The organism is Cobetia sp. MM1IDA2H-1, from assembly GCF_002916775.2.
Lineage (GTDB): Bacteria > Pseudomonadota > Gammaproteobacteria > Pseudomonadales > Halomonadaceae > Cobetia > Cobetia marina.
In genome coordinates this window covers 3,842,004-3,868,821 of the sequence record NZ_CM133225.1, presented here as the reverse complement: position 1 = coordinate 3,868,821, position 26,818 = coordinate 3,842,004, and the positions used below count along the sequence as shown (strand labels likewise).

At 64.2% G+C, this 26,818-nt stretch carries 21 protein-coding genes; 15 read left to right on the top strand and 6 right to left on the bottom strand.

The features are described 5' to 3' along the window. Positions 1–10: 10 nt before the first annotated feature. Positions 11–2,833, bottom strand: a complete 2,823-nt coding sequence (locus BOH68_RS16185) for a DUF349 domain-containing protein (protein WP_077373587.1) — start codon at positions 2,831–2,833, stop codon at positions 11–13. Between the two features lie 605 nt (positions 2,834–3,438). On the opposite strand from BOH68_RS16185, the gene minC reads away from it, so the two are divergent. The 4 genes from minC (at position 3,439) to sbcB (ending at position 6,965) form a co-directional block, all read left to right on the top strand. Beyond that, entirely contained in the window at positions 3,439–4,221 is a 783-nt protein-coding gene (minC, locus tag BOH68_RS16180; protein ID WP_077373590.1) for a septum site-determining protein MinC, read from the top strand. An 83-nt stretch (positions 4,222–4,304) separates the two neighbouring features. Next, complete coding sequence (gene minD / locus BOH68_RS16175) at positions 4,305–5,123, top strand: septum site-determining protein MinD (protein ID WP_077373593.1); 819 nt, start codon at positions 4,305–4,307, stop codon at positions 5,121–5,123. Then, the gene (minE, locus tag BOH68_RS16170) at positions 5,120–5,380 is read left to right on the top strand and encodes a cell division topological specificity factor MinE (protein ID WP_043336475.1); all 261 of its coding nucleotides are present in this window, start codon (positions 5,120–5,122) and stop codon (positions 5,378–5,380) included. The genes minD and minE overlap by 4 nt, the downstream gene beginning before the upstream one ends. 109 nt (positions 5,381–5,489) lie before the next feature. Next, positions 5,490–6,965, top strand: a complete 1,476-nt coding sequence (gene sbcB / locus BOH68_RS16165) for an exodeoxyribonuclease I (protein ID WP_077373596.1) — start codon at positions 5,490–5,492, stop codon at positions 6,963–6,965. Positions 6,966–7,149: 184 nt separating this feature from the next. On the opposite strand, the gene BOH68_RS16160 is transcribed toward sbcB, so the two are convergent. After that, a complete protein-coding gene (locus BOH68_RS16160) occupies positions 7,150–10,113 on the bottom strand; it encodes an insulinase family protein (RefSeq protein ID WP_077373599.1) in 2,964 nt (987 codons plus the stop codon). A 209-nt stretch (positions 10,114–10,322) separates the two neighbouring features. Further along, entirely contained in the window at positions 10,323–11,033 is a 711-nt protein-coding gene (locus BOH68_RS16155) for an SOS response-associated peptidase (RefSeq protein ID WP_077373602.1), read from the bottom strand. A gap of 299 nt (positions 11,034–11,332) precedes the next feature. Between BOH68_RS16155 and BOH68_RS16150 the strand changes: the two genes are divergently transcribed. Both BOH68_RS16150 and BOH68_RS16145 read left to right on the top strand, forming a co-directional pair. Then, the gene (locus BOH68_RS16150; protein WP_077373605.1) at positions 11,333–11,977 is read left to right on the top strand and encodes a TetR/AcrR family transcriptional regulator; all 645 of its coding nucleotides are present in this window, start codon (positions 11,333–11,335) and stop codon (positions 11,975–11,977) included. Then, complete coding sequence (locus BOH68_RS16145) at positions 11,974–13,866, top strand: MFS transporter (protein WP_077373608.1); 1,893 nt, start codon at positions 11,974–11,976, stop codon at positions 13,864–13,866. The genes BOH68_RS16150 and BOH68_RS16145 overlap by 4 nt, the downstream gene beginning before the upstream one ends. 143 nt (positions 13,867–14,009) lie before the next feature. Here the strand turns inward: BOH68_RS16145 and BOH68_RS16140 are convergent, their stop codons facing one another. The 3 genes from BOH68_RS16140 to BOH68_RS16130 form a co-directional block, all read right to left on the bottom strand. Further along, positions 14,010–15,269: a multidrug effflux MFS transporter gene (locus BOH68_RS16140; protein ID WP_170877369.1), complete on the bottom strand. Its 1,260-nt coding sequence runs from the start codon at positions 15,267–15,269 to the stop codon at positions 14,010–14,012. 221 nt (positions 15,270–15,490) lie between these two features. Beyond that, positions 15,491–16,768 carry an HlyC/CorC family transporter gene (locus tag BOH68_RS16135; protein ID WP_077373614.1) on the bottom strand — a complete coding sequence of 426 codons (1,278 nt, stop codon included), beginning with the start codon at positions 16,766–16,768 and terminating at the stop codon, positions 15,491–15,493. Positions 16,769–16,867: 99 nt separating this feature from the next. Further along, positions 16,868–17,665, bottom strand: coding sequence for a cytochrome C assembly family protein (locus BOH68_RS16130; RefSeq protein ID WP_077373617.1), 798 nt, complete (start codon positions 17,663–17,665; stop codon positions 16,868–16,870). 342 nt (positions 17,666–18,007) lie between these two features. Here BOH68_RS16130 and ffh point away from each other — a divergent pair, with 342 nt between their 5' ends. The 9 genes from ffh (at position 18,008) to thrC (ending at position 26,793) form a co-directional block, all read left to right on the top strand. Further along, the gene (gene ffh / locus BOH68_RS16125; protein WP_077373620.1) at positions 18,008–19,450 is read left to right on the top strand and encodes a signal recognition particle protein; all 1,443 of its coding nucleotides are present in this window, start codon (positions 18,008–18,010) and stop codon (positions 19,448–19,450) included. Between the two features lie 226 nt (positions 19,451–19,676). Then, entirely contained in the window at positions 19,677–19,928 is a 252-nt protein-coding gene (gene rpsP / locus BOH68_RS16120) for a 30S ribosomal protein S16 (RefSeq protein WP_065392604.1), read from the top strand. 8 nt (positions 19,929–19,936) lie between these two features. Continuing rightward, positions 19,937–20,503, top strand: a complete 567-nt coding sequence (gene rimM / locus BOH68_RS16115; RefSeq protein ID WP_065392605.1) for a ribosome maturation factor RimM — start codon at positions 19,937–19,939, stop codon at positions 20,501–20,503. Between the two features lie 25 nt (positions 20,504–20,528). After that, on the top strand, positions 20,529–21,281 hold the full coding sequence (gene trmD / locus BOH68_RS16110) for a tRNA (guanosine(37)-N1)-methyltransferase TrmD (protein WP_065392606.1): 753 nt from the start codon (positions 20,529–20,531) through the stop codon (positions 21,279–21,281). Between the two features lie 196 nt (positions 21,282–21,477). Further along, positions 21,478–21,834 (top strand): 50S ribosomal protein L19, encoded by a 357-nt coding sequence (gene rplS, locus BOH68_RS16105; protein ID WP_043336437.1) that lies wholly within the window; start codon positions 21,478–21,480, stop codon positions 21,832–21,834. Between the two features lie 241 nt (positions 21,835–22,075). Continuing rightward, complete coding sequence (xerD, locus tag BOH68_RS16100; protein WP_077373623.1) at positions 22,076–22,984, top strand: site-specific tyrosine recombinase XerD; 909 nt, start codon at positions 22,076–22,078, stop codon at positions 22,982–22,984. Positions 22,985–23,023: 39 nt separating this feature from the next. After that, positions 23,024–23,794: a DsbC family protein gene (locus BOH68_RS16095; RefSeq protein ID WP_077373626.1), complete on the top strand. Its 771-nt coding sequence runs from the start codon at positions 23,024–23,026 to the stop codon at positions 23,792–23,794. Positions 23,795–23,969: 175 nt separating this feature from the next. Further along, positions 23,970–25,286: a homoserine dehydrogenase gene (locus BOH68_RS16090; protein WP_077373629.1), complete on the top strand. Its 1,317-nt coding sequence runs from the start codon at positions 23,970–23,972 to the stop codon at positions 25,284–25,286. A 115-nt stretch (positions 25,287–25,401) separates the two neighbouring features. Then, the gene (gene thrC / locus BOH68_RS16085; protein ID WP_077373632.1) at positions 25,402–26,793 is read left to right on the top strand and encodes a threonine synthase; all 1,392 of its coding nucleotides are present in this window, start codon (positions 25,402–25,404) and stop codon (positions 26,791–26,793) included. Positions 26,794–26,818: the final 25 nt, after the last annotated feature.

The window sequence follows — 26,818 nt, the reverse complement described above, 5'->3', positions numbered from 1 at the left end:
CCCGACGCCGTCAGTGGTTGAACAGGGCATCGAAGCGCGGCAACTCGGCCTGCCAGGCTTCCCAGTCCAGCGGACCATTGGCCAGCAGCGCATCCAGCACCTCGTCGAGTTCCTCATCACGCTCAAGGCGCTCGCCCAGTTGCTGATTGATGCGGGCCACCTGAACGGTCAGGCGCCGCGATTCGTCTTCCGCACCTAGCGGCGCCTCGAACAGGATCGCCAGATGGACACGCAGCTCCGCGAGGCGCTCATTGGCGGCATTGGCGCTGACCGGCTCGGCACGGCGCATCTGGTTGCGCGCGGCATTGGCCTGGCGGCTGGCATCGTCGAACGCCGATGACTCGGGGAGTTCGACATCCTCGATATTGCCCTGGCGTGCACTGGCATCGGCGACGGCATGTTGCTCCAGCAGGTCGCGCCACTGCTGCCATTCCTGGCGCAGCTGCTGGGCATGGAGTTCATCCAGGCGCTGTTCGCGACGCTTGAGAATGCCATTCCAGCGCCGACGCATGCCGTCACCGCGCTTGCCACGCGGCAGGGCACCCAGCGCGTCGGCTTCCTTGAGGGCGTCGTCCAGCTGGGCGGCGTCATCCAGGGTCGTCGGTTCCCAGCTATCGAGGCGCTCGATCAGAGCCTGCCATTGTTCGAGGCGGACCTGCTCGCGCGTGTCACGCGCTTCACGGTCCTGATCACGTGCGGCGAAGATGCGGTCGCAGGCGGCGCGGAAGGCAGACCACAGGCGTTGCTCCTCGCCCTTGGGGGCACGGCCCAGTTCCCGCCAGCGAGTCTGCAGTGCCTTGGCCTGCTCGGCGCGCGCACGTGCCGGAGCGTCTTCATCGGCCAGCGCTTCGGCGGCGTCCACCAATGCCTGCTTGGCCGCGGCGATCTCGCCGGCGCGCTGGTCGATCAAGCCTTGCAGCGCGGTCAGCGCTTCACCGAAGCGATGCGACAGCTGGCGGCCCGGGCCTGCCGGTACCGGAGTGTGACGGCGCCACTCTTCGCGTGCGCGGTCGCGGATCTGGCGCAGGGCGTCCGGGTCCGCATCGCCCATGGCGTGTCCATTGAGCGATTCCAGCTGCTCACAGAGCGCCTCACGCATGGCAAGGTTGTGCTCGCGCGCCTGCTTGCGCGCTTCGCGGTAATCCTGCAGCTGTTGCTTGATGCTGTCCGAGGCGCTGCGGAAGGACTGGCTGGACTCACGGCTGGCAGCGGCATCGCCCAGGCTGCGCCACTGCTGAATCAGTTGCTGATGCTGGCGGTCGCGCTGCTCATCACTGAGGTCCTCGCGCTCGGCCAATGTGGTGATGGCTTCCAGCAGCTGTTCACGCTTGGGAGCGGCGACGAAGTTCTGCCAGTCACGCAGCTCCGCGACGCGAGCGCCCAATTGACGAAGGCGCGTCTGACGCTCGCTGTCGAGCTGGCCTTCGGTGCGGTCGCGCAGTGAACGATGCAGGCGACTGGCGGGCTTGAGCTTGCCGGCTTCCAGGTAGGTGTCCAGCTGATCCAGTTCGGCGCTGATGGCTTCCAGATCAAGCGTTCGGGGCTTGTCGCTGCTGTCCGTGGCGGGCTCATCGGTCGCGGCGGCCTCGTCGGCACTCTCGTCACCGGTCGTCGCCTGCGGTGCAGCTGCCTCCAGCGCCTGGCGCACGGCATGCAGCGTTCTGGTGAGCGGCAGCTCTGCCGGCCAGGCGATCTCACGCTCGAGACGTGCCATCTGTTCCAGGTCATTGTCGACCAGCGCCGCGTCCATCTCGCCCTGACACAGCTGATGGCGGTACCAGGCATCGAGCGGGTCCTGCAGCTGTTGCTGCAGGCGCTGATGACGTTCGAGCAGTTCGGCCGGGGCCGAGAACTGGTCGGTCAGCTCGCGCCAGCGTTCGCCTTGCAGACGACGCTGAGCCTGAAGGCTGGCGAAGTCGTGATCATTGACGCACTCGCGACTGAGGAGGTCCGCGCGCGCCTGGTGCAGGGCCGTGAGGATATCTTCCAGGTGGGTGCTCAGGTTGGCGCTCAGGCGTTCATGCTCACGGATGGCCTGTTCACGGGCTTCATGATCGCTGATGACCTTGTACGCCTGCAGACGCGCTTCCTCGAAACGCTGCTGGACGTCGTGGTCGGCGGCCGGCAGTCGCTCCCACTCGCGCAGCAGTGAGCGATAGCGTGATGGCACGCTGTCTTCCCAGGCCTGACGCGGCAGCTTCTCCATCTGACCCAGCAGGTTGTCACGGCTGGCATTGAGAGCGTCTGCCTGCTGGGCATCCGCGCGGCGTTGGGCGAGCGTGTCGCGGGCCTGACGCTGGACGTGACGATCGCGTCTGGCGCCGCGCACCAGCTGCTCCAGCCCGTCCTGACTGGTGATGCGAGCGGCGGCGGCATGGCGCACCGCCGCGATGCTGTTGTGGCAGGCCTGATGGATCAGGGCGGCTTCATCTGTGAGACGTTCCAGCGCGACCAGACGCAACTGTTGATTGTCCCCGCGCGCCGCGATGGCGGCCAGCAGCTCATTGTCATCGAGGCGTGCGACCAGCTGTTCGCGATCCAGCAGGGAGGGGGCATCCTGACCACCGCTCAGCAGCTCGACGAGTCGCTCGCGTACCAGCCCGTCGGCCCGGTCCAGCAGCGGCAGCAGTCGCTCCGGTGTCGCCATGCGTGCCAGAGCGGCATGACGCACCTCAAGCGCAGGGTCCTCGAGAATCAGAGACTCGAGTATCTGGCGCTGATCCGGCGTTTCAGGGTCCAGCTGGGCCGCGGCAGCGGAGCGAATGGTCGGGTTGGCATGCTGCCAGCGAGGGGCGAACAGGCGGCCAGTGAGGCGGGAAAGCAGTCCGGTCATGAGAGAGCGGTTATCCAGGCAAAAAAATAGAGGGGCGCAACAGCGGCCAGTCACTCGGACAGGACCAGGACACTCGGGTCTGTCGGTGAACCGGGGTGACGGCGCATGAATTTCGTCACCCCGCTATCTTATCAGTCACGAGGCCATGTTGTGTGGTCTCACGCGCCCATCGGTGCAGGGAAACCGGGGGAGAGTGTCTGCCGAGCGCCTTCGCGCGGGATGAGTCAGGTCATCACGAGATGACTCTTTCGTGCGTCGTGGCCTCGCGACACCTGACAGTGTGGACTGCTGGCCGTATCATCAGTTGCAGCGCCGTGTCAGCTCACATAGCTTTGTTCAGCAGAGCGATGGTTCATGAAAGGCCATTCCTCGCTCGGGTGATACGTCATCACGAAGCTCGCTTCCTGCAGAAGTCGCACTGCGTCGCGGGGAGATGGGGCGTCTGGCCTCGGCGTTTCACCGCATGAGTCGTCGGGCAGGTATCTGCCTGCCGGGCAGATGGCCTTCTGCTTCGGGATGCCATCCCAGGGATGTCTCGAGCGTCACGAGCTTCTTTCACGAGTGTCGGAGGGTGTCACTTCCCTCACGCAACCCGGAGTCAGGTCATGAGTCTCAGTACGGACAGGGCCTCCCAGGCCTTCACCTTCAAAGGCGGCATGCTGCCGATGACGGTCATGGAACTGGTCAGTGGAGACCCGGAGCAGATCCGTGCCCAACTGGTCAGCAAACTCAGCCAGTCCCCCGCCTTCTTTCAGCACACGCCGGTGGTGTTGAGCGTCGAGAAGCTCGACGAGCCGCACCTGGCGCTGGAGCGCATCTGCGCCGTGTGTCGCGGCCACAAGCTGTTGCCGGTGGCGGTGCGCGGTGGTGGCGACCCGGTGCGCCAGTCTGCCTGGGCATTGGGTCTCGGGTGGTTCCCGCCCCAGGAAAATCGCGGCCGGACGCTGGAGTCCGTGCCGCCGGTCACGACTGTCGAGCCTGAGGCGAAAGCGACTCCCGCCGACGAGCCAGAGGCGACTGTCGCGGACGAAAAAGCCGCGGTCGTTGAGGTGCCGGCCCATGCCAGCAAGGTTTACCGTGGTACCGTGCGCTCAGGGCAGCAGGTCAGCGCGCCAGAGGGTGATCTGGTGATCATCGGTGCCGTGAATGCCGGTGCCGAGATTCTGGCCGCCGGCAGCGTGCACATCTATGGCGCCCTTCGCGGCCGGGCGCTGGCCGGCATCCATGGCGATCGCAACGCCAGCATCTACTGCAAGGAACTGCATGCCGAGCTGCTTTCGGTAGCGGGAACCTACAAGCGCCTGGACGACATCGACAATCGTCTGCTGGGTGCCAGTGTCGAAGTCGTGCTCGAACATGACCAGCTTTGTATCGCACGCCTCGGTTGAGTGATGCCGGCGTGCCTCGAACGATATCCAATATTTACCGGTGATCCCCGTTTCACGGGGGACTCTCAGCAAGGAAGATACCTTTGGCCAAGATTATCGTAGTGACGTCAGGCAAGGGCGGAGTCGGCAAGACGACCAGCGCCGCCGCCATTGCCACCGGACTGGCTCTGCGCGGCAACAAGACCGTCGTGATCGATTTCGATGTGGGTCTGCGCAACCTGGATCTGATCATGGGTTGCGAGCGGCGCGTGGTCTACGACCTCGTCAACGTCATCCAGGGCGAGGCCAATCTCAAGCAGGCGCTGATCCGCGACAAGCGCATCGACAACCTGCATATCCTTCCGGCCTCCCAGACCCGTGACAAGGATGCGCTGACGCTGGAAGGCGTCGAGAAGGTGCTCGAAAGCCTGCGGGAAGAATTCGACTACGTCATCTGTGACTCCCCGGCCGGTATCGAGCGCGGTGCCCAGCTGGCGATGTACTTCGCGGATGAAGCGGTGGTGGTCACCAACCCGGAAGTCAGCTCGGTGCGCGATTCCGATCGCATCATCGGTCTGCTGTCTTCCAAGACACGCCGTGCCGAGAACGGCGATTCTCCGGTGCGCGAACACCTGCTGATCACCCGCTACCATCCGGCGCGCGTGACCGGGGGTGACATGCTGAATCTGACGGACATCCAGGAAATCCTGTCGATCCCGCTGATCGGCCTGATTCCCGAGTCGGAGGCCGTGCTGCGCGCCTCCAACCAGGGGGTGCCGGTGACCCACGACCAGAAGAGCGATGCTGGTCAGGCCTATGTGGACTGCGTTTCCCGCCTGTTGGGCGAGGAAGTCCAGCTGCGCTTCCATGAAGTCGAGAAGCGCGGTCTGCTGGCCAGAATGTTTGGAGGGGGGCGCAAGTGAAATTACTGGATTTTCTGAAGCGAGAGCGCAAGAAGACGGCCAATGTCGCCAAGGAGCGGCTGCAGATCATCGTGGCTCACCAGCGCAGTCAGCGTGACCAGCCGGATTACATGCCGATGCTGGAGCGTGAGCTGCTGGAGGTGATTCGCAAGTACGTTCAGGTCGATCAGGATGCCATCAACATCTCGCTGGACCGCGAGGATGATTGTTCGGTGCTCGAGCTGAACGTCACTCTGCCGCGCCCCGGCGAGGCATGAGCAGACTCGACAACCGCTGATTCGTACGACTTTCCTGCCAGAACATCGCCCCCCTCGGGCGCGGTGTTCTGGCAGGGGCATTTTCTGACCGTCCGCGTGGAGATTTCCTGTGGCAGAGCCCACCTTCCTGTGGCACGACTACGAGACCTTCGGCGCCGACCCGCGCCGCGATCGTCCATCGCAGTTTGCCGCCATTCGTACTGATGCGGAGCTCAACGAGATCGGTGAGCCGCTGACGCTCTTCTGCAAGCCCGCTGACGACTTCCTGCCTCATCCGATGGCGTGCCTGATCACGGGGATCACGCCGCAGCAGGCCGAGCGTCGCGGCCTGCCGGAGGCCGAGTTCGCCGGGCGCATCAACGACGAGATGAGCGTGCCGGGCACCTGCTCGGTGGGCTACAACAGCCTGCGTTTCGATGATGAAGTCAGCCGTCACCTGTTCTATCGCAACTTCCTCGACCCCTACGGGCGTGAGTGGCAGAACGGCAATTCGCGCTGGGACCTGATCGATGTGGTGCGCGCCTTCCATGCGCTGCGCCCCGAGGGGATCGAGTGGCCGCGGCGCGAGGACGGAGCCCCCAGCTTCCGTCTGGAAGATTTGACGGCCGCCAATGGCATCGAGCATGCCGGCGCGCACGATGCCCTGGTCGATGTGCGGGCCACCATCGCCCTGGCGCGTCTGCTCAAGTCACGCAATGCCCGGCTTTTCGAGTATCTGCTCAAGCTGCGCAACAAGCGTCATGTCGCCAGCCTGCTGGACATCGGTGCGCGCAAGCCGATGCTGCACATCTCACGTCGCTATCCGGCCTCGCGAGCATGCGGTGCGCTGGTGGTGCCGCTGGCGGAGCACCCCTCCAATGCCAATGGCGTCATCGTCTATGACCTGTCGGTGGACCCGGCACCGCTGATGGATCTCACTCCCGAGGAGATTCGGGCGCGGGTGTTCGCCAGTGCGGATGACCTGGCGGAAGGTGAGGAGCGCATCCCCCTCAAGGTCATTCATCTCAACAAGAGCCCGGTGCTGATGCCGGCGACGGCGCTCAAGGATGTCTCCGGCCCTCACCAGGGGGAATACGGCGAGATCGTCGCGCGCCTCAAGCTCGACCCTGCACGATGTCGTGAGCACTGGAAGTGGCTCAAGGACAATGCGGGGGTCGGCGTGAAGGTCGCCCAGGTGTTTGCCGAGACGCCGCCGGCCGGCCCGGCTGACCCGGACCTGATGCTCTATTCGGGAGGCTTCTTCTCGCCCGCGGACCGCAAGGAGATGGAGCGCGTGCGTGCCTCTCACCCCGAGGCACTGGATGACACGCCCTTCGCCTTCCAGGATGGGCGGCTCGAGGAGATGCTGTTCCGCTACCGCGCACGCAGCTACGGCTACACGCTTGATTCAGCCGAGCGGGAGCGCTGGGAGCAGTGGCGCTGGGAGCGCATGAATGACGAGCAGGTCGCCAGCCTGACCGTGAAGGGCTTCGTCAGCGAGATCCAGCGTCTGGCCCAGAACGAGCAGGATCCGGCGCGCGTGCAGATTCTGGAAGAACTGGCGATGTATGTGGAAGGCATCATGCCGCCACAGGCCTTTGGCTGATTCTCGAAATTCTCGCAGCCACAACGACACGACCCCGGCGAATTCGCCGGGGTCGTGTCGTTCATCTCTCGGAAAAAACTGACGCTCCACGCGTCTCTGATCTGCCCTTCACTTCACGGCTCCGTTCCTCACGGAAGCGTTCTGACTGACCCGCCTGGCCGTCGGGCATGCACGCGTGGCGCGATCAATGCTGGGCATTGCCCGCAGGTTGCGCCGAGGGAGCGGCGCTGGTGGCACCGTGCTCGGCACGTGGCGCCTCCGGCAGCAGGGGGAGCGCGAGCGTCGGCAGGCGCTGATCGAAGTCGCTGGGGATCTCGGGATCAAAGGCCAGTTCCAGCGGCGCCGCCTGAGTCACCTGCTGCCAGGCGTCACGGATATCCTGGACGCTGACCTGCTCCACGGCGAGGATCAGCTGCTGGCGGCGATCAAAGTCGGTCCAGCCGAAGCTCAGTTCGCTCCAGTTGCGTGATGCAAGCTCGGAGAGGCGGCGCGGCTTCTGCTCGAGACCATCGATCACTGCACTGCGATAGCTGGCGAGCGTGGCTTCATCCAGCGCCGTGATGCGCTCATCGAAGGTCGTGAAGAAGGCATCCATGCGCGAGAACAGGGTCTTGCTGTCCTTGGAAGGCGACTGGACCAGCAGGCTCAGGCCCGGGGCATCCAGCATGGGGGAGTAGCTGGCCGAGACGATGTAGCCCAGTTGCTCATCGGTGCGCAGCCGGCTGTAGAACGGGGCTTCGATCAGCTGGCCCAGCACGGCCAGACTGGCCTGACTCTCGAGCGTGCGATCCTTGCCCTGCAGGTAGCGCAGTGCGCCGGCATCGCCGCGTGAGCTCTCCGGTCGCAACGCGAGGGGCTGGTCCACCCGGTGGATGGCAAGCTCCGGGATGCCGTCGCGCGTGACGCGGGGGGCCAGGCCATTGATCACCAGCTGACCGGTCTCGCGTGCCTGAGTGTCGCTCAGGTTGCCTGTCACCATGGCCTGGACATGCAGGCGTGCCAGGAAGCGCTTGCGGAAGGCGTCCAGACGTTCGCTGGTGACCTGCGCCAGCACGTCCTGCTGCTGCGAGACGGTGGTGGGCTGGCCGACCAGCGCTTCACTGAGACTGCGGCCCAGCTGCGTGTACAGGGGCGCCTGGGCGCGATTGCTCAGGCTGCGTGTCATGCGCTGCGTGATGCGTGCCAGTCGTTGAGAGTCGATGTCACCATTGACCAGTTGATCCAGCACCTCGCGCATTTCCGGCTGCTGGCCGTCGCGCCAGCCACTGAACTGCAGCGTGATGCCGCGGCCATGGGCATAGGCCAGAGCATCCTGTCCGGCCAGACGTGCCGGGTACAGGCGGGCATTCAGGCTGTCGTTCAGCCACGCCGCCAATACGCGACTCATGACCTCATCCTCGACCGAGGCACTCACGGCGGGGTTGAGCAGCCCGAAGCGCCACTCGGCCTTCGGGACCCCGAAACTGTCATCACCCTGATACCAGAGTTCGGCGCCGGGCTCGTCGATCAGCTGACGTGGCGGCGCATCGGGCAGATTCAGGACCTGGAAGTCGCTGGCCAGATAAGGATTGGGGGCCGGAAGGGCAAGCCGGGCGGCCAGCGAGGGATCGTCTCCGGCACGGGCGACGGCATCGTCCGTGAGGCGCGTCAGGGTATAGGGCGCCTTGAACCATTTGCCCTGTTGGTCGCCCGTGACATCAGGGCCGGAGTAGACCTCCAGCAGATTCTCTGGCGTCAGGCGATCAAGGGTCGACTCGATCAGCTCGGCGTCATAGTCCTGCATCAGGTAGGGCGCGGCCAGTACATCCTTGACCGGATAGCGCGTCATCATCATGGCCAGGCTGCTGGCCAGGTCCACGGGAGAGCTGCGCTGCTGGAAGCGGAATTCCTGCTCGCCCAGCGCCGCCTGCTCCTTGTAGCGCCACTCCTCCAGGCCCTGCTGGCGAATCAATGCCAGATAGTCAAACAGCGCGGCGCGGATTGCCGGCTGGTGCCGGGCGCCCTCGGGCGTCAGGGTGACATTGATGCTGAGCAGGGCATTCTCGCCATCGCTCGGGCCGCCGCCGGCCGAGAGCCCATCCGCCCAGCCCTTGTCCTTGAGTACCGCCAGCAGGCTGCCTTCCCCTTCATGTCCGATGAGATTGGCAAGGTAGCTGACCGGTTTGACGCGATACTGTGCGACGGGGTCCTCGATGGGGAACATGAAGTCGAGCTCGCGCTCCTGCTTGAGTGCCTTGACCTCCACGCGTGCGGGCAGCTCATCGGCAGTGACCAGCGGCGCGTCGATCTGTGGCCGTGAGAGCTCGCGATTCGGGACATCGGAGAAGTTGTGGCGCGTCAGTGACTCCAGCGTGTCCAGCGATTGGGGGCCGACCAGGGTGAGGCGCATCACGCCGGCGCCGTAATGCGCCTGATAGAAGTCCACCAGGCGTTGGCGCAGGCTGCCGGCCTCGCTGTCCTTGAGTGTCTCGAGGCTGCCGACGCTGAAGCGGTTGAAGGGGTGCTCTGGATTGAGCGCCTGCTCGACAGCCTCATTCACGCGCCGCCCGTCATCCTGCAGGCGTGCCTGATATTCGGAATGCACGGCATGACGCTCGCGGTCGACGTAGTCGGCATTGAACTGTGGTGCGACGAAGAAGCGGGCAAAGCGCGGCAGGGCCTCGGCGAAGGCATCCGGTGCGATATCGAAGAAGTAGTTGGTGTCCTGGCTGGCGGTGAAGGCGTTGTGCTGTCCGCCGTGACGGGTGATGAATTCCTGGTAGGCATCAGGCTCTGGATAACGATCGGTGCCGAGGAACAGCATATGCTCGAGGAAGTGAGCAAGTCCGGGAACGTCATCGGGGTCCTGGGCGCTGCCCACTTCCACGTCCATGGCAGCGGCAGCCTTGTCAGCCGCCGGGTCGCTCACCAGCAGCACCTTGAGGCCATTGTCGAGCGTCAGGCTGCGATAGTCGCGCTGGTCATTGGCGCTCTTGATCACCGGGCCTGCCTGGGTGATGGCAGAGGCCGCGGTGGCTGTCGTCATGGAGGACGGTGCGGGGGGCGTGGAGGAATCGGCCAGGCTGACGCCGGGCGACAGGCCGGTGATGACGATGGCGGCAATGGCAGCGCTCAATGCGAGCGGACGGAATCCTGATGGCAAGGACATCTTCTCTCCTGGTTCACGGCACCGATGACACTGGCATGGTGGTTCGATAAGGGCGATTCATGCGTCGCAAGCGCGCAGGTAGATCAGCAACGCCTCACGAGCAGCGCAGGTCCGAGGATGTGCTCCCCTTCTAGCGATACGCGTGTCTGACCGGCCTGGATTCAGCGTTCCCGATCTGAGCATGCTGTCCGGGCGCCGAGTGGCGTCTCTCAGCTCAGCATCGGGCCGGTGGGGTGCGCGACGCTCCATTCCTGGTGCGCGGGATCATTGACCCGGCGAGCGACGGGGAAGGCCGCGAGGCTGGCGTCCGGTGTCAGCATGGCACGTACCCTGTCCAGCGGGGTATCGGCGCTCAGCCATTCCCGCACCTGATGCGGTGCGATCACCGCCGGCATGCGGTCGGTCAGACGTGCGGTGACACCCGCGCACGCCACGCTGATCAAGGCGAAGCTGTCGCGCCCCTCGGGGGGCAGTCCTTCCATCAGCGGGGGGCTGAAGTGGCGGGTCCACAGCGCGGCGAGCAACAGCGGAGCGCGGGTGGCGTGCGTGACCAGAAAGGGCTGCTTCATGCGCGGCTGTTCCTTCCAGACATAGACCCCACCGACGGGAATCAGTGCCCGTTGACTGGTAAAGGATTCGCGGAACATGCGTCGCGTTTCCAGCGACTCGGCGCGCGCCACGTGGGGCGCGTGGTCCATGACCTCCAGCCAGCTGGGCGTCAGCCCCCAGAGCGCTGGCACCTGGCGAAGCCTCGGGCCTTCCAGGCGCAGCATCGAGACCGGCAGGCGTGGAGCGCGATTGGCGCTCACCAGGCGCTCCTCCCGCAGCTGACGCGTGAGGGCAGGCGTCGCGAGTGATCCGAACAGTTCACTGGGCGGCAGGTCTTCGGGAAACGGGGGAAGGTACAGGCGTCCGGCCACGGAAATCCTTTGAGATGAAGGGCAGGGGGGAACATGCAGGGCGACGCATTGCCCAATCATGAGCGCGAGAGCCCCGCTGCACGCGGCAGTCGCCAGCATGCCACACCTTGGTGGCGCTTGCGTTTGTGCTCAGTCTCGATATGCTGGACGGAAACACTGTTCGATTCAATGGCTGACACGGGGCGCTTCAAGAGCAGGATGCTCAGGTATCGTGACTCTTTCTGCCAACCCGCGCAGTCCGGACACACACCGCGCCAGATTCGCTGCGCGGTAACGCATCTCAGCACCAGAGGAATTCGATGGCCCGTCCACGTCAGCATGCACCGGAAGCGCTGCATGCGCGGGTAATGGAGACATGCGATGAATGGCTCAAGCAGCAGCCCGTTCACGCCTTGTCCTTGCGCAACCTGGCTCGCGAAGTCGGTTGCGCCCCCAGTACCCTGCTCAAGCTCTACGGCAGTTTTGGCAACCTGCTCCAGCACGTCAATCTGACGACCCTGGACCGTCTGCGCGATGCGATTGCCGGGCAGGAGACCCCGAGCCCCTCCCAGCGTCTCAAGGCATTGGCGCGAGCCTATTGGGGCTTTGCCCAGCGCGACCCCTATCGCTGGCAGCTGCTGTTCGATTTCCCGCTGGCCCAGGAAGGGGAGCTGGATCAGCGTCAGAACGCCATGATCGAAGGCTTGTTCGAGCGAGTGGAGCTGGCTCTGGTCGAGTACGCTCCCAAGGTGGAGTCAGTGGAAGCCAAGCGCATGGCGCGAACCCTGTGGGGCAGCGTGCATGGCTTGGTCCAGCTGGGCATGAATGAACGCCTGGGTCTGTGGCAAGGACAGCCGCTGGAAGTCACGGAACTGCTCGACCAGCTGCTGGATACCATGCTGGCGGGGCTCAAGGTGCGCAGCGAGGCTGCAGGCTCGGGGGATGCCACGGAAGCAGGGCGATGAGTCGAGACCTTCTGCGGCGGCCACGCTTTGCCCCCTTCTTCTGGACCCAGGCCCTCGGGGCCTTCAATGACAATCTCTTCAAGAACGCGCTGCTGCTGCTGCTGACCTTCGTGGTCATCGAGCAGCGCGGTTGGGACACCGGCGTCGTCAACAATCTGGCCGCCGGGTTGTTCATCCTGCCTTTTCTGCTGTTTTCCGCCTGGGGTGGCCTGCTGGCGGACCGCCTCGACAAGCAGCGGCTGATCGTCAGGCTCAAGTGGCTGGAGCTTGCCACCATGAGCGTGGCGGCGGGTGCCTTGATCTTCGAGGCCTGGGAGCTCTTGCTGGCGCTGCTGTTCATGATGGGCACCCAGTCCGCGCTGTTCGGCCCGGTCAAGTACGCCATCCTGCCTCAGCATCTCAAGGCCGATGAGCTGGTCAGTGGCAACGCCTGGGTCGAACTGGGCACCTTCCTCGCCATTCTGGTCGGTACCCTGGCGGCTGCGGCCTTGATGGCGCTGGGCGGTGAGCTGGCGCGCTGGGCGCTGTCGGCATCGCTGGTGTCGCTGGCGGTGCTGGGCGTACTGGCTGCCATGCGCATTCCTCCGGCGCCTTCCGCTTCTCCGGGGCCGGTGCCCTGGCGGCCGCTGTCCGGCAGCGTGGCGGTGATGCGCGAGGGGCTGAGCAATCGTCGGCTACGCTGGGCGCTGCTCGGCATCAGTGCGTTCTGGTTCCTCGGCGCGAGCTATCTGACGCAATTACCGGCGTATGCGCGGGATATCGTCCATGGGGCCGAAGGGGCGACATCGGCCCTGCTGGCGGCCTTTGCCATCGGCATTGGCCTGGGGTCGCTGGCCTGTGAGCGTGTCTCGCGCGGACGACTCGAGACAGGGCTTGTGCCCTTCGGGGCGCTGATCATCTTTGCCGGCGGGCTGGACCTTGCCTTGCGCCCGGCGCTGGCTGAGGCCCAGATGGCCACGCCGCTGATCGAGCTGCTGGGCATCGCCGGATTCTGGCGCATGTGGCTGGATCTCGGCGTCATCGGCTTCGGCGGCGGCCTGTATATCGTGCCGCTCTACACGCTGTTGCAGCTGCGCAGCCCCGAGGACCATCGCGCGCGCATGATCGCGGCCAACAATGTGTTCAATGCATTGCTGATGGTGCTCTCGGCCGGTGCCGGCATTCTGGTGCTGGGCGTGATGGGGCGTGATATTCCGGACTTCCTGCTGCTGCTGTCCTTGATCAGTGGATTGATCGCGGTGATCTGCATGCTGCGTGACCCGCGGCCCTTCCTGCGGCTGATCATCTTCATCCTCATTCACCTGATGTATCGGCTGCACCTCAAGGGGCGCTGGCGGATACCGGCGGAAGGCGCGGCACTGGTGGTGTGCAACCACGTCAGCTTCATGGATGCGCTGATACTCGGCGGCGCCAGCCCGCGCCCATTGCGGTTTCTGATGGATGCCGAGATCTATCACTCTCCCTGGCTCAAGTGGTTCTTCCGCATTGCGGGGGCCATTCCGGTGGATTCCTCGCGCAAGGACCCCGCCGGTGTGCGCCGTTCACTGGAAGAGGTCGGCAAGGCGCTGCGCGAGGGCGAGGTGGTCATGATCTTCCCGGAAGGCAAGCTGACGCGAGATGGGGAAGTGGGACGCTTCCGGCGTGGGCTGGAGCTGATCCTGGCGCGTGATCCGGCGCCGGTGATCCCGATGGCTCTGGGGGGCTTGTGGGGGTCGTGGTTCTCCCACGGCGGCGGACCGGCCTTTGCCAAGTGGCCGCGTCGCCTGCGTGGTCGGGTGGAGTTGTGCGTCGGTCGCACCTTCGCGCCGGAGAACGTCAAGGCTGCGGAGCTGGAAGAGGCCGTGCGCGATCTGCATCGCAAGGCGACACGCCTGGCGGACTGCCAATGACGGGGTGAAGCTGCTCTGGTCGAGGGTGGCTGCCCCCTCACGTGGTGAGCGCAAGAGCGTTCCCTGAAAAAAAGACGCCGTCCGTGGCTTCACGGGCGGCGTCTTTACGTATGCGGTTCACGTTCTGTGGACAGTGATGGCGCTTACGCGGGGGCGCTGGAGCTGCTGCCGTGGGCGGCAGGCTGATTGGATGGCGCGGTGTGGCGGGTGACCCAGAAGCCGATGCCGCCCACCAGGCATGCGGCAAGCATGACCAGCGGTACCGGCAGCATGTTGGAGCCGTTCAGCCACAGGCTGGCAATCGCACCGTAGAGTCCGCCGCCCAGGAAGAGCGCGGTGCCCGAGATGGCGTTGGCGACCCCGTGGCCGCGGGTGAACAGCGACTGGTAGTCCGCCATCACGTTGGGGGTGATCATGGCGCCTGCGCCAAGTACCACCAGCATGCCGGGAATCAGGATGGCGGCGCTGATCGTGCCAGTGAGGCCCAGTCCCAGCAGCCAGGTGATGCCGGTCAGCTGGACGCTCAATGCCAGCTTGACCAGCGTGCGCGTGCGCAGGTGCTTGAGGCCGAGGTGATTGAGACGGTTGCCGACGAACATCGCGACCACATTGGCGCCGAAGGCCAGCGCGAACTGCGGCGGTGTCATCCCGAGCAGCCCTTGATACAGGTAGCTGGCATTGGTGATGAAGGTGAACATGATGCCGGGCCCGCACAGGATCAGCATCAGGTGCCCCGGGGCTCCCCGGGTGGTGAGGACGTCGCCATAGCTGCGCAGCACGTTGCGTGGTCTGAAGGGCGTGCGCTCGCTGGCGGGGTGGGTCTCCGGCAGCCAGCGATGGATGATCAGACCGACTATCAGCCCGTAGACTCCCAGCGCGAAGAAGATCGTCGTCCAGTGGCTCAGCGAGATCACCAGGGCGCCCAGGGACGGCGCTATCAGTGGCGCCGTCATCAGTACCATGGTCACGTTGGTCATCAGGCGAGCGGCGTCCTTGCCGGTCGCGACGTCTCTCACCACGGTGCGCGAGACACCGCCGGTCATGCCGGTGGCGATGCCCTGAAGCACTCGCCAGACCAGCAGCCAGTGGAAGTCTCGTGTCAGTGCGCAACCAAGTCCGGCGACGAGAAACAGCACGAAACCACTCAGGGCGACGGGGCGGCGCCCGAGACTGTCGGATAGCGGGCCACCGCCCAGCTGACCCATCGCGTAGCCGAAGAAGAACATGGTGATGGTGAGGCCGATGCGATGCTCGTCCACACCGAAGTCGCCTGCCATGGAAGGCATGGCGGGTAGATAGGCGTCGGTCGCCAGAGGCGCGAGCGCCACCATCAGTGCCAGCATCAGCGTGAAGCGTGCGGGGTGGTGGTGCAGGACAGTCGTCGGGGAGGAGGCTTGGGTCATGAGGGCCATTTGCGGGTAGTGGGCAGTGCAGGAAAAGGTGGTCCGGCGATCCGGCGATCCGGCGATCCGGCGTTCCGGGCAGGCACAGGATAGCGTGTGTCTCCGGCATTGGCCGCCCCGTGGCGTGCAACACCGCATTGCAATGGACGTGAACGCGAAGGGCCCGCCAGATGGCGGGCCCTTCGCGCATGACGCTGCAACGTTACCCAGCAGGCGCTGGATCAGGTGCGCGTGGTGCGCGAGGCCTGCCAGCAGCGTGCCGAGGTGATCTGGTTGTCCTTGACCTGCTGGATCTCGATGCGGGTCGTGCCGATGGCCAGGCTGGCTGGCGCATCCGGGAAGGATTCCAGGTGCTCGAGGATCAGGCCATTGAGCGTCTTGGGGCCATCGGTCGGCAGCTGCCAGCCGATGGCCTTGTTGATCTCGCGGATGTTGGCGGTACCCTCGATCACGTAGCTGCCGTTGTCCTGAGGATGGATTTCCTGATGGGTGCCGGCCACGTCGGTGGTGAACTCGCCGACGATCTCCTCAAGGATATCCTCCAGTGTCGCCAGCCCCTGCACATCGCCATACTCGTCGACCACGATGCCGATGCGGCGCTTCTGCTTCTGGAAATTGAGCAGCTGGGTATGCAGCGGGGTGGATTCCGGGATGAAGTAGGGCTCGCGGGCCTCCTGGATGATGGAGGCCTTGGTGACCTCGTCCAGTGACAGGAAACGGGCCGCATTTCGCAGGTGCAGGATGCCGATGATGTTGTTGATGTCACCCTTGTAGATCGGCACTCGCGTGTGCTGACTGGCGCGGATATGACTGAGAATGATGTCGAGATCATCATCGAGGTCGATACCGAAGATTTCCTGACGCGGCACCATGATGTCATCGACGGTGACGTTCTCGAGGTCGAGGATCGACAGCAGCATGCCCTGGTGACGGCGCGGGATCATGCTGCCAGCCTCGTGGACCACGGTGCGCAGCTCGTCACGGGTCAGGCTGTCGGCCCCGCCGCTGACATCGCGAACGCCGAACAGGCGCAGCAGGCCATTGGAAATGCCATTGACCAGCCAGACCAGCGGATAGAGCAGCTTGAGCATGGGTTCGAGAATCACCGACGCCGGATAGGCGATACGCTCGGGATTCACGGCGGCCATGGTCTTGGGCGTCACTTCGGCGAAGATCAGCACCACGATGGTGAGGACGGCAGTGGAGATGGCAGGGCCGGAGACATCACCGAAGTAATGGATGGCAATGATGGTGGCCAGAGACGCTGCCAGATTGTTGACGAAGTTGTTGCCGATCAGGATGACGCCGATCAGACGGTCCGGGCGAGATAGCAGGCGGGTGACGCGCTTGGCGCCGCGCTCACCGCTCTTCTCGCGGTGGCTCAGGCGATAGCGGTTGATCGACATCATGCCGGTCTCGGAGCTCGAGAAGAAGGCAGACAGGAAGATCAGGATGACCAGCAGGCCGAACAGCAGCCCCAGCGGGGTGTCGTCGCTCAAGAGTGAAGGGTCCTCGGTGGCGGATTTACGCGCATGATACTGCTGCCGTGACGGCAATGCACCAGCTGCTGCGGGTGCTGCCCGTCACGACAGCGACGCTCAGTGGGAAAACACGACCTGCAGGGCGAACTTGGTGCCGAAGAAGGCCAGCGCCAGCACCAGGCAGCCGCCCAGCGTCCAGCGCGCCGCGCGCTGTCCGCGCCAGCCCAGGACATGATGGCCGAACAGCAGCACGGCGAAGATCACCCAGGCGCCGAAGCTCAGGACCGTCTTGTGCGCGAGGTGCTGGGCGAACAGGTTGTCGAGGTAGATCATGCCGCTGAGAATCGACACGCTGAGCAGGATCATTCCGGCCCAGATCAGCTCGAACAGTGCGCGCTCCATGCTGGTCAGCGCGGGCAGTACCTGGACGATGCCGCGGGTGTGACGCTTCTTCAGCGCATGTTGCTGCAATGACAGCAGACCGGCCTGCATGGCCGAGATGCTGAAGAAGGCCAGTGCCGCCACCGAGGTGAGGATGTGGGCGATGAGTCCCGCGGAAAGTGGATTCTCGGTATTGGCGCTGGGAAGATTCATCACGCCAAGGACGCAGATGGCCGCCACGGGGAAGAGGGCGGCACCGCCGGCAATCACCGGCTTGAACATGCTGGCCAGGATCAGCAGCAGGCTGATGGCCCAGCTGACCAGCGAGGCGCTCTCGAACAGTCCGAGGTGCAGCTCGCCGCCATGGCTGATGGTGAGCCAGACGATCACGGCATGGCAGGCGACGGCTACCAGTGCCAGGCCGCGTACCAGACGTGGTCTGGACGGTACCCGGCGGATGAGCGTCAGGCCCTGCCACAGGCCGGCGCCGAGATAGAAGATGATGGCCAGAAAGGCAAAGGGCAGAGCCTGCATGTGCTGTTGTCCAGGTGCCGAGGATGTACAAGGAGGCAGGTCCTGTACGAGACGCTGCCTATATGATGTGACTATACCGAATGCACTCATGTGATTGCATCCACGCCACGCGCTTTGAGGAGGCTGGCGGAGCCGTGTCGGGGAGAGAATTCCCGGCGAGAGAGGATTTGGTCGGCGCTTGAGTGTCCCCATCATGGAGACAGACCCGCCCTGTGCGTATAATGCGCCACAGGATGAACCATTCACGCGCTGGGGCGTCATGCCGTGACCCCCGGAATCGAGGACAGCACTGTCCTCGAGCCGCTGCGAGCGGCCCCCAGACGTCCCTAGCCGGAGAGGCCCATGTTTCAAAGTTTGAGTGATCGCCTGTCGCAGACGCTGAAGTCGATTACCGGCCAGGCCAAGCTGACGGAAGACAACATCAAGGACACGCTGCGTGAAGTGCGCCGTGCGTTGCTTGAGGCGGATGTCGCACTGCCGGTGGTCAAGGCCTTCATCGACCGCGTGCGCGAGCGTGCCGTCGGTCAGGAAGTGTCCAAGAGCCTGTCGCCGGGTCAGCAGTTCGTCAAGATCGTCCAGCAGGAGCTGGAAGCGATCATGGGCGAAGCCAATGAAGGTCTGGTGCTCAAGGGCAGCCCGGCCGTCATTCTGATGGCGGGTCTGCAGGGTGCGGGCAAGACGACCACCGTCGCCAAGCTGGCGCGTTATCTGCGTGAGCGCGAGAAGAAGAAGGTGCTGGTGGTCTCGGCGGACGTCTATCGTCCGGCCGCCATCGACCAGCTGGAAACGCTGGCCAGGGAAGTCGAGGTGGATTTCTTCCCCTCCGACTCCTCCCAGCAGCCTGTCGCCATCGCTGAAGCGGCGATGAAGCACGCGCGTATCCAGTTCCACGACGTGGTGCTGGTGGATACCGCCGGCCGTCTGCATGTCGATGCCGACATGATGGACGAGATCGCGGCGCTGCATCGCAGCGTCAATCCTGATGAGACGCTGTTCGTCGTCGATGCGATGACCGGTCAGGATGCCGCCAATACCGCCAAGGCCTTCCATGAAGCCCTGCCGCTGACCGGTGTCGTGCTGACCAAGGCCGATGGTGATGCGCGTGGTGGTGCGGCGCTGTCCGTTCGCCACATCACCGGCAAGCCGATCAAGTTCATGGGGATGGGGGAGAAGGTCGATGCCCTCGAGCCCTTCCACCCGGACCGCATCGCCTCGCGCATCCTCGGCATGGGCGACATGCTGTCGCTGATCGAGGAAGCCGAGCGCAGCGTCGACAAGACCAAGGCTGAGCAGCTGGCCAAGAAGGTCCAGAAAGGCTCGGGCTTCGATCTCGAGGACTTCCGCGATCAGCTTCAGCAGCTCAAGAACATGGGTGGCATGGGTAGCCTGATGTCCAAGCTGCCGGGCATGGGGCAGCTGGCGGAAGTCGCCCAGAGCCAGGCCAGCGAGAAGGAGCTGGGCAAGCTCGAGGCGATGATCAACTCCATGACACCCAAGGAGCGTCGCAACCCGGATCTCATCAATGGCTCGCGCAAGCGTCGCATCTGCATGGGCTCCGGTACCCAGGTGCCGGACCTCAATCGTCTGCTCAAGCAGCACAAGCAGATGGCCAAGATGATGAAGAAGGCCGGCAAGAAAGGTGGCATGCAGAAGATGATGCGTGGCATGTCCGGCATGATGGGCGGCGGCGGTCCCGGTGGCATGGGTGGCCCCGGCGGCATGGGCGGTCCCGGCGGGATGGGAGGCATGGGTGGCCCGGGCGGAGGACGCTTCCCGCGTCGCTGAGTCTCCGGCAAGGCACTGAGGTTCTCGCCGACAGGATTTCGTGGCGTCAGAGTCACGAATCGCGCCCCGTGACACGGCTCGTGTCGCGGGGCGCGCGTATGGCCATGGAAAAAGGTTTCCAAGGCTTGGCATTTTCCGTAGAATGTCGCCTCTTCGTGTGGACCCTCCATGCGAAGCCGAGTTCTGTGGCACGATTTTCACTTCAACACGAAGGACAGATTACGCAATGGTTACCATTCGTCTGGCACGTGGTGGCGCCAAGAAGCGTCCCTTCTACCACCTGGCTGTAGCTGATTCCCGCACAGCCCGTGATGGCCGCTTCATCGAGCGCGTCGGCTTCTTCAACCCGGTCGCTCGCGGCCAGGAAGAGCGTCTGCGCATCGATCTCGAGCGCATCGCTCACTGGCAGCAGCAGGGCGCACAGGTCTCTGACCGTGTCGCTCAGCTGATCAAGGAAGCTGGCAAGCAGCAGGCTTGATTTCCAGGATGCCTACTCACTCGAACAACCCGCAGCCGACCGCACACACCTCGCATGGCGATGATGTGGTGGTCATGGGGAAGCTTACCAGCCCCTATGGCGTGAAAGGCTGGCTCAAGGTGTACTCCTACACCAGCCCGATCGATGGCATCTTCGACTACGCCGGCTGGATCCTGAAGCTTGACGGGAAGCAGATTCCCGCGCGACTTGCCCAGGCACGTCGTCATGGCAAGGGTCTGGTGGCGCAGCTGGAAGGTGTCGACGATCGCGAAGCGGCGCAGGCGCTGGCCGGGGCGGAGATTCTCCTGCCCAAGCAGCAACTGCCGCAGCTCGAGGTGGGTGAGTACTACTGGCATCAACTGGAAGGTCTCGAGGTGGTGACGCTGGATGGCCAGCGCCTCGGACAAGTGAACACCCTGATGGAAACCGGTGCCAACGACGTTCTGGTGATCAAGCCGAACGACGACAGCATCGATGAGAAGGAACGGCTCGTGCCGTACCTGCCCGATCAGGTGGTTCGCGATGTGGATCTCGTCAATGGACGCATGAGCGTCGATTGGGATCCCGAATTCTGATGAAAAGCACAGAGAGCTGACGCCTGTGTGGATTGGTGTAGTAAGTCTGTTTCCGGAAATGTTCACGGCGATCACCGCCAGTGGCGTGACCGGCCGAGCGGTCGACAAGGGCCTGCTCGAGGTCGATTTCTGGAACCCGCGTGACTACGCCACCGACAGGCACCGTACGGTCGATGATCGTCCCTACGGCGGTGGTCCCGGCATGTTGATGAAGGTCGAGACCCTGCGAGGCGCCATTCGTGACGCCCGTGCCGCTGGCGGTGACGACGCCCGCGTGATCTATCTCTCCCCGCAAGGCCGCAAGCTGGATCAGGCCGGTGCCCGCGAACTGGCGACGAATGAGCGCCTGATCGTGGTGGCCGGACGCTATGAAGGCATTGACGAACGCGTGGTGGAAGAGGAGATCGACGAGGAATGGTCGATCGGCGATTACGTCCTGTCTGGCGGTGAGCTGCCAGCCATGGTCCTGATCGATACGGTAGCGCGCCTGGTGCCGGGCGTACTCGGGCATGAAGCCAGTGCGGAGGAGGATTCCTTCACCGACGGCTTGCTCGATTGTCCGCACTACACTCGCCCCGAAGTCATCGACGGCAAGCGAGTGCCGGAAGTGCTGCTCAGTGGCAATCATGCCCTGATCAAGCGCTGGCGGTTGCAACAGTCTCTGGGACGTACCTGGCTCAGGCGTCCGGATCTGCTGGAGAGCCGCACGTTGACTCGTGAGGAGCGCAAGCTGCTCGACGAGTTCATCGCGCAGCACGCCCGGAAAGGCAAGGCCTGACCTTCGCGTACCTCGCGTTCGCCGTCAGGAGAAGGCCGCCACCGTGGCGGAGGTGCGGCACGGCCCGGAGTCATCTTGCGGGAGCCCCGTGGCGCGTCACACACAAGGTCGATCCCCGTGTTCAAGGCCGTTTGCGGTGCCGGGGTCATGACGAACATCAGCCTCAGGGTTGATGCTAACGAATTTGGAGCTAGCGATGAGCAGCAAGAACAAACTGATCCAGGCGATCGAAAACGAGCAGATGGCCAAGGAAATCCCGGCCTTTGCACCGGGCGACACCATCGTCGTCCAGGTCAAGGTCGTCGAAGGTACCCGCGAGCGCCTGCAGGCCTTCGAAGGCGTGGTGATCGGCAAGCGTAACCGCGGTCTGAACTCCGCCTTCACCGTCCGCAAGATCTCCCACGGTGTGGGCGTCGAGCGTACTTTCCAGACTTACAGCCCGCAGGTTGCTGCCATCGACGTCAAGCGTCGTGGTGACGTCCGTCAGGCCAAGCTGTACTACCTCCGTGAGCGTAGCGGCAAGTCTGCACGCATCAAGGAAAAGCTGGGCTAAGCGCTCCGCATTCCCTGACTGCAGAACTCGGCAGTACGGCGGAGGAGCGAATTGCCACTTGCTCCTCCGCCACACAAAGACCCCGCCATGCCTCGCATGGCGGGGTCTTTGTGTCTGTGGATGAGGGAAAGTTGCCGCAGTGACCGTCGGATTCATTTCAACGTCAGGGCGTCACGGTAGAATTCGGCAGTCGTCGCGCCGGAAGGTGTCGGTTGCGCGCATCGGGAAGGAGGAAGCAGGCATGAAGGATGACGAGACGCTGGTCGCGGCATTTCTCGATACGTTGTGGCTGGAGCGCGGCGCCAGTGACAACACGCTTGGTGCCTATCGAAGTGACCTCGAGAGCTGGCAGCGGTGGTTGCTGGAGCAGCAGGAGTCCGGAGGCGAAGCCACGCCATTGCTGGAGGCGACCCCTGTGCAGGTGCAGGCATTCTGTGACTCACGACGTGAATCGCATGCGCTGCGCTCCACCGCGCGACTGTTGTCTGCGTTGCGGCGGTTCTATCGCTGGGCACTGGCCGAGGGCATGATCGAGGCGGATCCCGTGCATGAGGTGCGCCTTCCCCGCGTGATCCCCAGCCTGCCTGGCACGCTCGACGAGGAGGAAGTCGAGCGCCTGCTGGAGGCGCCGGATCTCGAGACGGCCATCGGCCTGCGCGACCGTACCATGCTGGAGGTGCTCTATGGCGCGGGATTGCGCATCAGTGAACTGGTCGGTCTGCGGGTCGATGCGCTCAATCTGCGCCAGGGCGTGGTCAGAGTGATCGGCAAGGGCGATCGCGAGCGGCTGGTGCCGTTGGGCGAGGAGGCCTGTGACTGGCTGTCACGCTGGCTGTCGGCTGGCCGACCTGCGATGATGGCCGACCAGACGCGCCCGGCGCTGTTTCCCGGTCGGCATGACAAGGCCATGACGCGGCAGACCTTCTGGCACCGCATCCGGCGCCACGCCGTCACGGCCGGTATCGACAAGCCCCTGTCACCGCATACCCTGCGCCACGCCTTTGCGACGCACCTGCTCAATCATGGTGCCAACCTGCGTGTCGTGCAGCTGTTGCTGGGTCATCGTGATCTATCCACGACCCAGATCTATACCCATGTGGCTCAGGCGCGTCTGGAACGCCTGCACGCCGAACATCATCCGCGTGGTTGATACCAGGCACTTCGCCCCGCGGACGCCAAGGAGAGTCTGATGAGCAAGTTCACCCGCCGCCCGCAGCGCCTGCCACAGGCGTTGCGTCTGTTGAGCGCTGCTACCCTGCTGAGCGTGATGGCACCGCTCGCCCAGGCTGACGCGCTGGATGACCTGCGTGACAAGCTGGTAGTCAATGGCCAGCCGTTGCCGGTGGAGTCGCTGGCTTCCAGTCCGATCGAGGGTCTCTTCGAGGTGAAGCTCACCAGCGGCGAGACCTTCTTCACCGATGCGACGGGCAAGCACCTGATCGTGGGGGAAATGTACCGCAACGACGGTGACAAGGGGCTGGTGAATCTCAGCGAGCAGAAGGCCAATGGCGAGCGCCAGAAGCTGCTGGCCGAGGTCAGTGAGGACGACATGGTCATCTTCCGGCCGGCGGGTGAGGTCAAGGCGGTGATCAGCGTCTTCACTGACACCACCTGCCCCTATTGCCGCAAGCTGCATGAGGAAGTGCCGGAGCTCAATGCGCGTGGTGTCGAAGTGCGTTATCTGGCCTTCCCGCGTGGCGGTCTGCGCTCGCAGGGCGCACGCGAGCTGGCTCAGGTATGGTGTGCCGAGAATCGCACCGAGGCGATGAACCAGATCAAGAATCAGAGGCAGGCGCCCAAGCAGGAAGCCAGCTGTGATGCCCCGGTGGAAAGCCAGTATCAGCTCGGTACGCGCATGGGCGTGCAGGGCACACCGGCCATCGTGATGCCGGATGGCAAGATGGTGCCGGGCTATCTGCCGGTGGATCGCCTGACCACCATGTTGGGACTGGATGGCTGATGGTGTGACGCCTCAGAGTGGCTGCGCGTTGACAGGGCGTCCTGCCTTGCTACCGTGGTCACGAAAGACACAGACGCGAGCCGTCTGGATAATAGACCGACGACAGGTCGGCAAGGCCACGGCGCTCCGGCGCGGCCTCCAAGGCTGGATACCGTAACAAGAGAGGAAAGCGACGTTGAAACCGGTGAAAGTAGGAATCTGTGGTCTGGGTACCGTAGGCGGCGGCACGTTCAACGTGCTGGTACGCAATGCCGATGAGATTGCGCGTCGTGCTGGACGCCCGATTATCGTCGAACAGGTTGGCGCTCGTCGTGACAACCCTGACTGCGATATCACCGGCGTCAGCCGCACGCATGACATCTTCGAGGTCGCGCGCAACCCCGAGATCGATGTGCTGGTCGAACTGATCGGTGGCTATGACGTGGCCTATGAGTTGGTGATGGAAGCGATCGCCAACGGCAAGCATGTCGTGACCGCCAACAAGGCGCTGATCGCCGTGCACGGCAACGAGATCTTCCGCGCCGCGGCCGAGAAAGGGGTGATGGTGGCCTTCGAGGCAGCGGTTGCCGGTGGCATCCCGGTCATCAAGTCCCTGCGGGAAGGCCTGGGCGCCAACCGTATCCAGTGGCTGGCCGGCATCATCAACGGCACCGGCAACTTCATTCTCAGCGCGATGCGCGATGAAGGCCGCAGTTTCGATGACGTGCTGGCCGAGGCGCAGGCGCTGGGCTATGCCGAAGCGGACCCGACCTTCGACGTTGAAGGCATCGATGCCGCCCACAAGCTGACCATCCTGGCCTCCATTGCCTTCGGCGTGCCGCTGCAGTTCGACAAGGCCTACACCGAAGGCATCTCGCGCATCACGGCTGATGACATCGAGCAGGCCGACAACCTGGGCTATATCATCAAGCACCTGGGGATCACCCGCGCCACGGCCAAGGGCCTTGAGCTGCGCGTGCATCCGACGCTGATTCCCAAGGAGCGCCTGCTGGCCAACGTGCATGGCGTCAAGAATGCCATCGAGGTGATGGGCGATGCAGTGGGCCCCACCCTCTACTATGGTGCCGGCGCCGGTGCCGAGCCGACGGCCTCTGCCGTCGTGGCGGATCTGCTCGATGTGGCGCGCGATATCGCCACCGACCACCGCTACCGCGTGCCGTATCTGGCCTTCGCCGAGATCAATCAGCACGGTGACACCCTGCCGATCCTGCCGATGGAGGAGATCGAGACGGCCTGCTACCTGCGTCTGCATGCGGTGGATCGTCCGGGCGTGCTGGCGCGTGTCGCGTCGATTCTCTCCGAACAGGGCATCTCCATCGAGGCGATCATCCAGAAGGAAGCCACCGAAGGCGAGCTGGTGCCGATCATTCTGCTCACGCACCGCGCGCGCGAACTGCACATGAACGAAGCGATTCGCCAGCTGGAAGCGCTGGTGGATGTCGCCGGTTCCGTGGTGCGCATTCGCGTCGAGGATCTCGACGACAACGCCTGATCGCGGGCAAACGGTACCGGGTCATCGAGGTAGATGGCTCGGTACCGCTGGGCAGCCGGCGCAGGCCGGAAGAGCAAGAATCATAACGGTGGCGAACGCCACGGGAAGACACGACATGCGTTATATCTCCACGCGCGGCCAGGCGCCGGCGCTCGGTTTTGAAGATGTGGTCCTCACGGGGCTTGCCAGCGATGGTGGCCTGTATGTGCCGGAAACCCTGCCGCAGTTCAGTGCCGAAGAACTGACGGCGATGGCTGGTGAGTCCTATGCGGAAATCGCCTTCCGTGTCATGAAGCCCTTCGTCGATGGTGCCATCGATGACGAGACCTTCCGTGAACTCGTGCGCGAGACCTACGCGACCTTCAGTCACGATGCGGTCGTGCCGCTCAATCAGCTCGACAGCAACCATTACCTGCTGGAGCTGTTCCACGGCCCGACACTGGCCTTCAAGGATGTCGCGCTGCAGCTGCTGGGTCGCCTGCTCGATCACTTCCTCGCCAAGCGTGGCGAGCGTGCGGTGATCATGGGCGCGACCTCCGGTGATACCGGTTCTGCCGCCATCGAGGGCTGCCGTGCCTGCGATCATGTGGATATCTTCATCCTGCATCCGCACAACCGCGTCTCCGAAGTGCAGCGCCGCCAGATGACCTCCGTGCTGGCGCCCAACGTCTTCAACGTCGCCATCGAAGGCAACTTCGACGATGCCCAGGCGATGGTGAAGGCCAGCTTCGCCGACCAGGATTTCCTGGATGGCACGCGTCTGGTCGCGGTCAACTCGATCAACTGGGCGCGCATCATGGCCCAGACCGTCTACTACGTGGCCGCCGGTGTGGCGCTGGGCGCTCCGGCGCGTCAGGTCAGCTTCACGGTGCCGTCGGCCAACTTCGGCAACATCTTTGCCGGCTATCTGGCCTCGCGCATGGGGCTGCCGGTACGTCAGCTGGTGATCGCCACCAACGCCAACGACATCCTGCATCGCACCATCTCTTCCAACGACTTCTCGCGTCAGGAGCTGAAGGCGACGCTGGCACCGTCAATGGATATCGTGGTGTCCTCCAACTTCGAGCGTCTGCTGTTCGAAGCCTATGGCCGTGATGGTCAGGCGATCCGTGAACTGCTCGAGCACTTCTCGCGCGAACCGGCGGCGCTGGCGGATGCCCCGCTGGCTAAGCTGCGTGAGCTGTTCTCCAGCCACAGCGTCGACGACGAGACGATTCTCGAGGTCATCCGTGAAGCGCATCAGCGCACCGGCGAGATCCTCGATCCGCATACGGCGACAGGCTATCGCGCGGCAGAAGTCTGCCGGACGGATACCGCGACGCCGATGATCACGCTGGCGACGGCGCATCCGGCCAAGTTCGCCGAAGCGGTGGCGCGTGCTGGCTTCGCGGGTGTCGATCTGCCGCCACATCTGCATGACCTGCTGGAGCGCGAAGAGCGCTACAGCGTGCTGCCGGCCGAGCTGGCTGCCGTGCAGGACTTCGTGCGCGAGAATCGCCGCGGGTGATCGCATCAACGACGGCTCAGGCCTC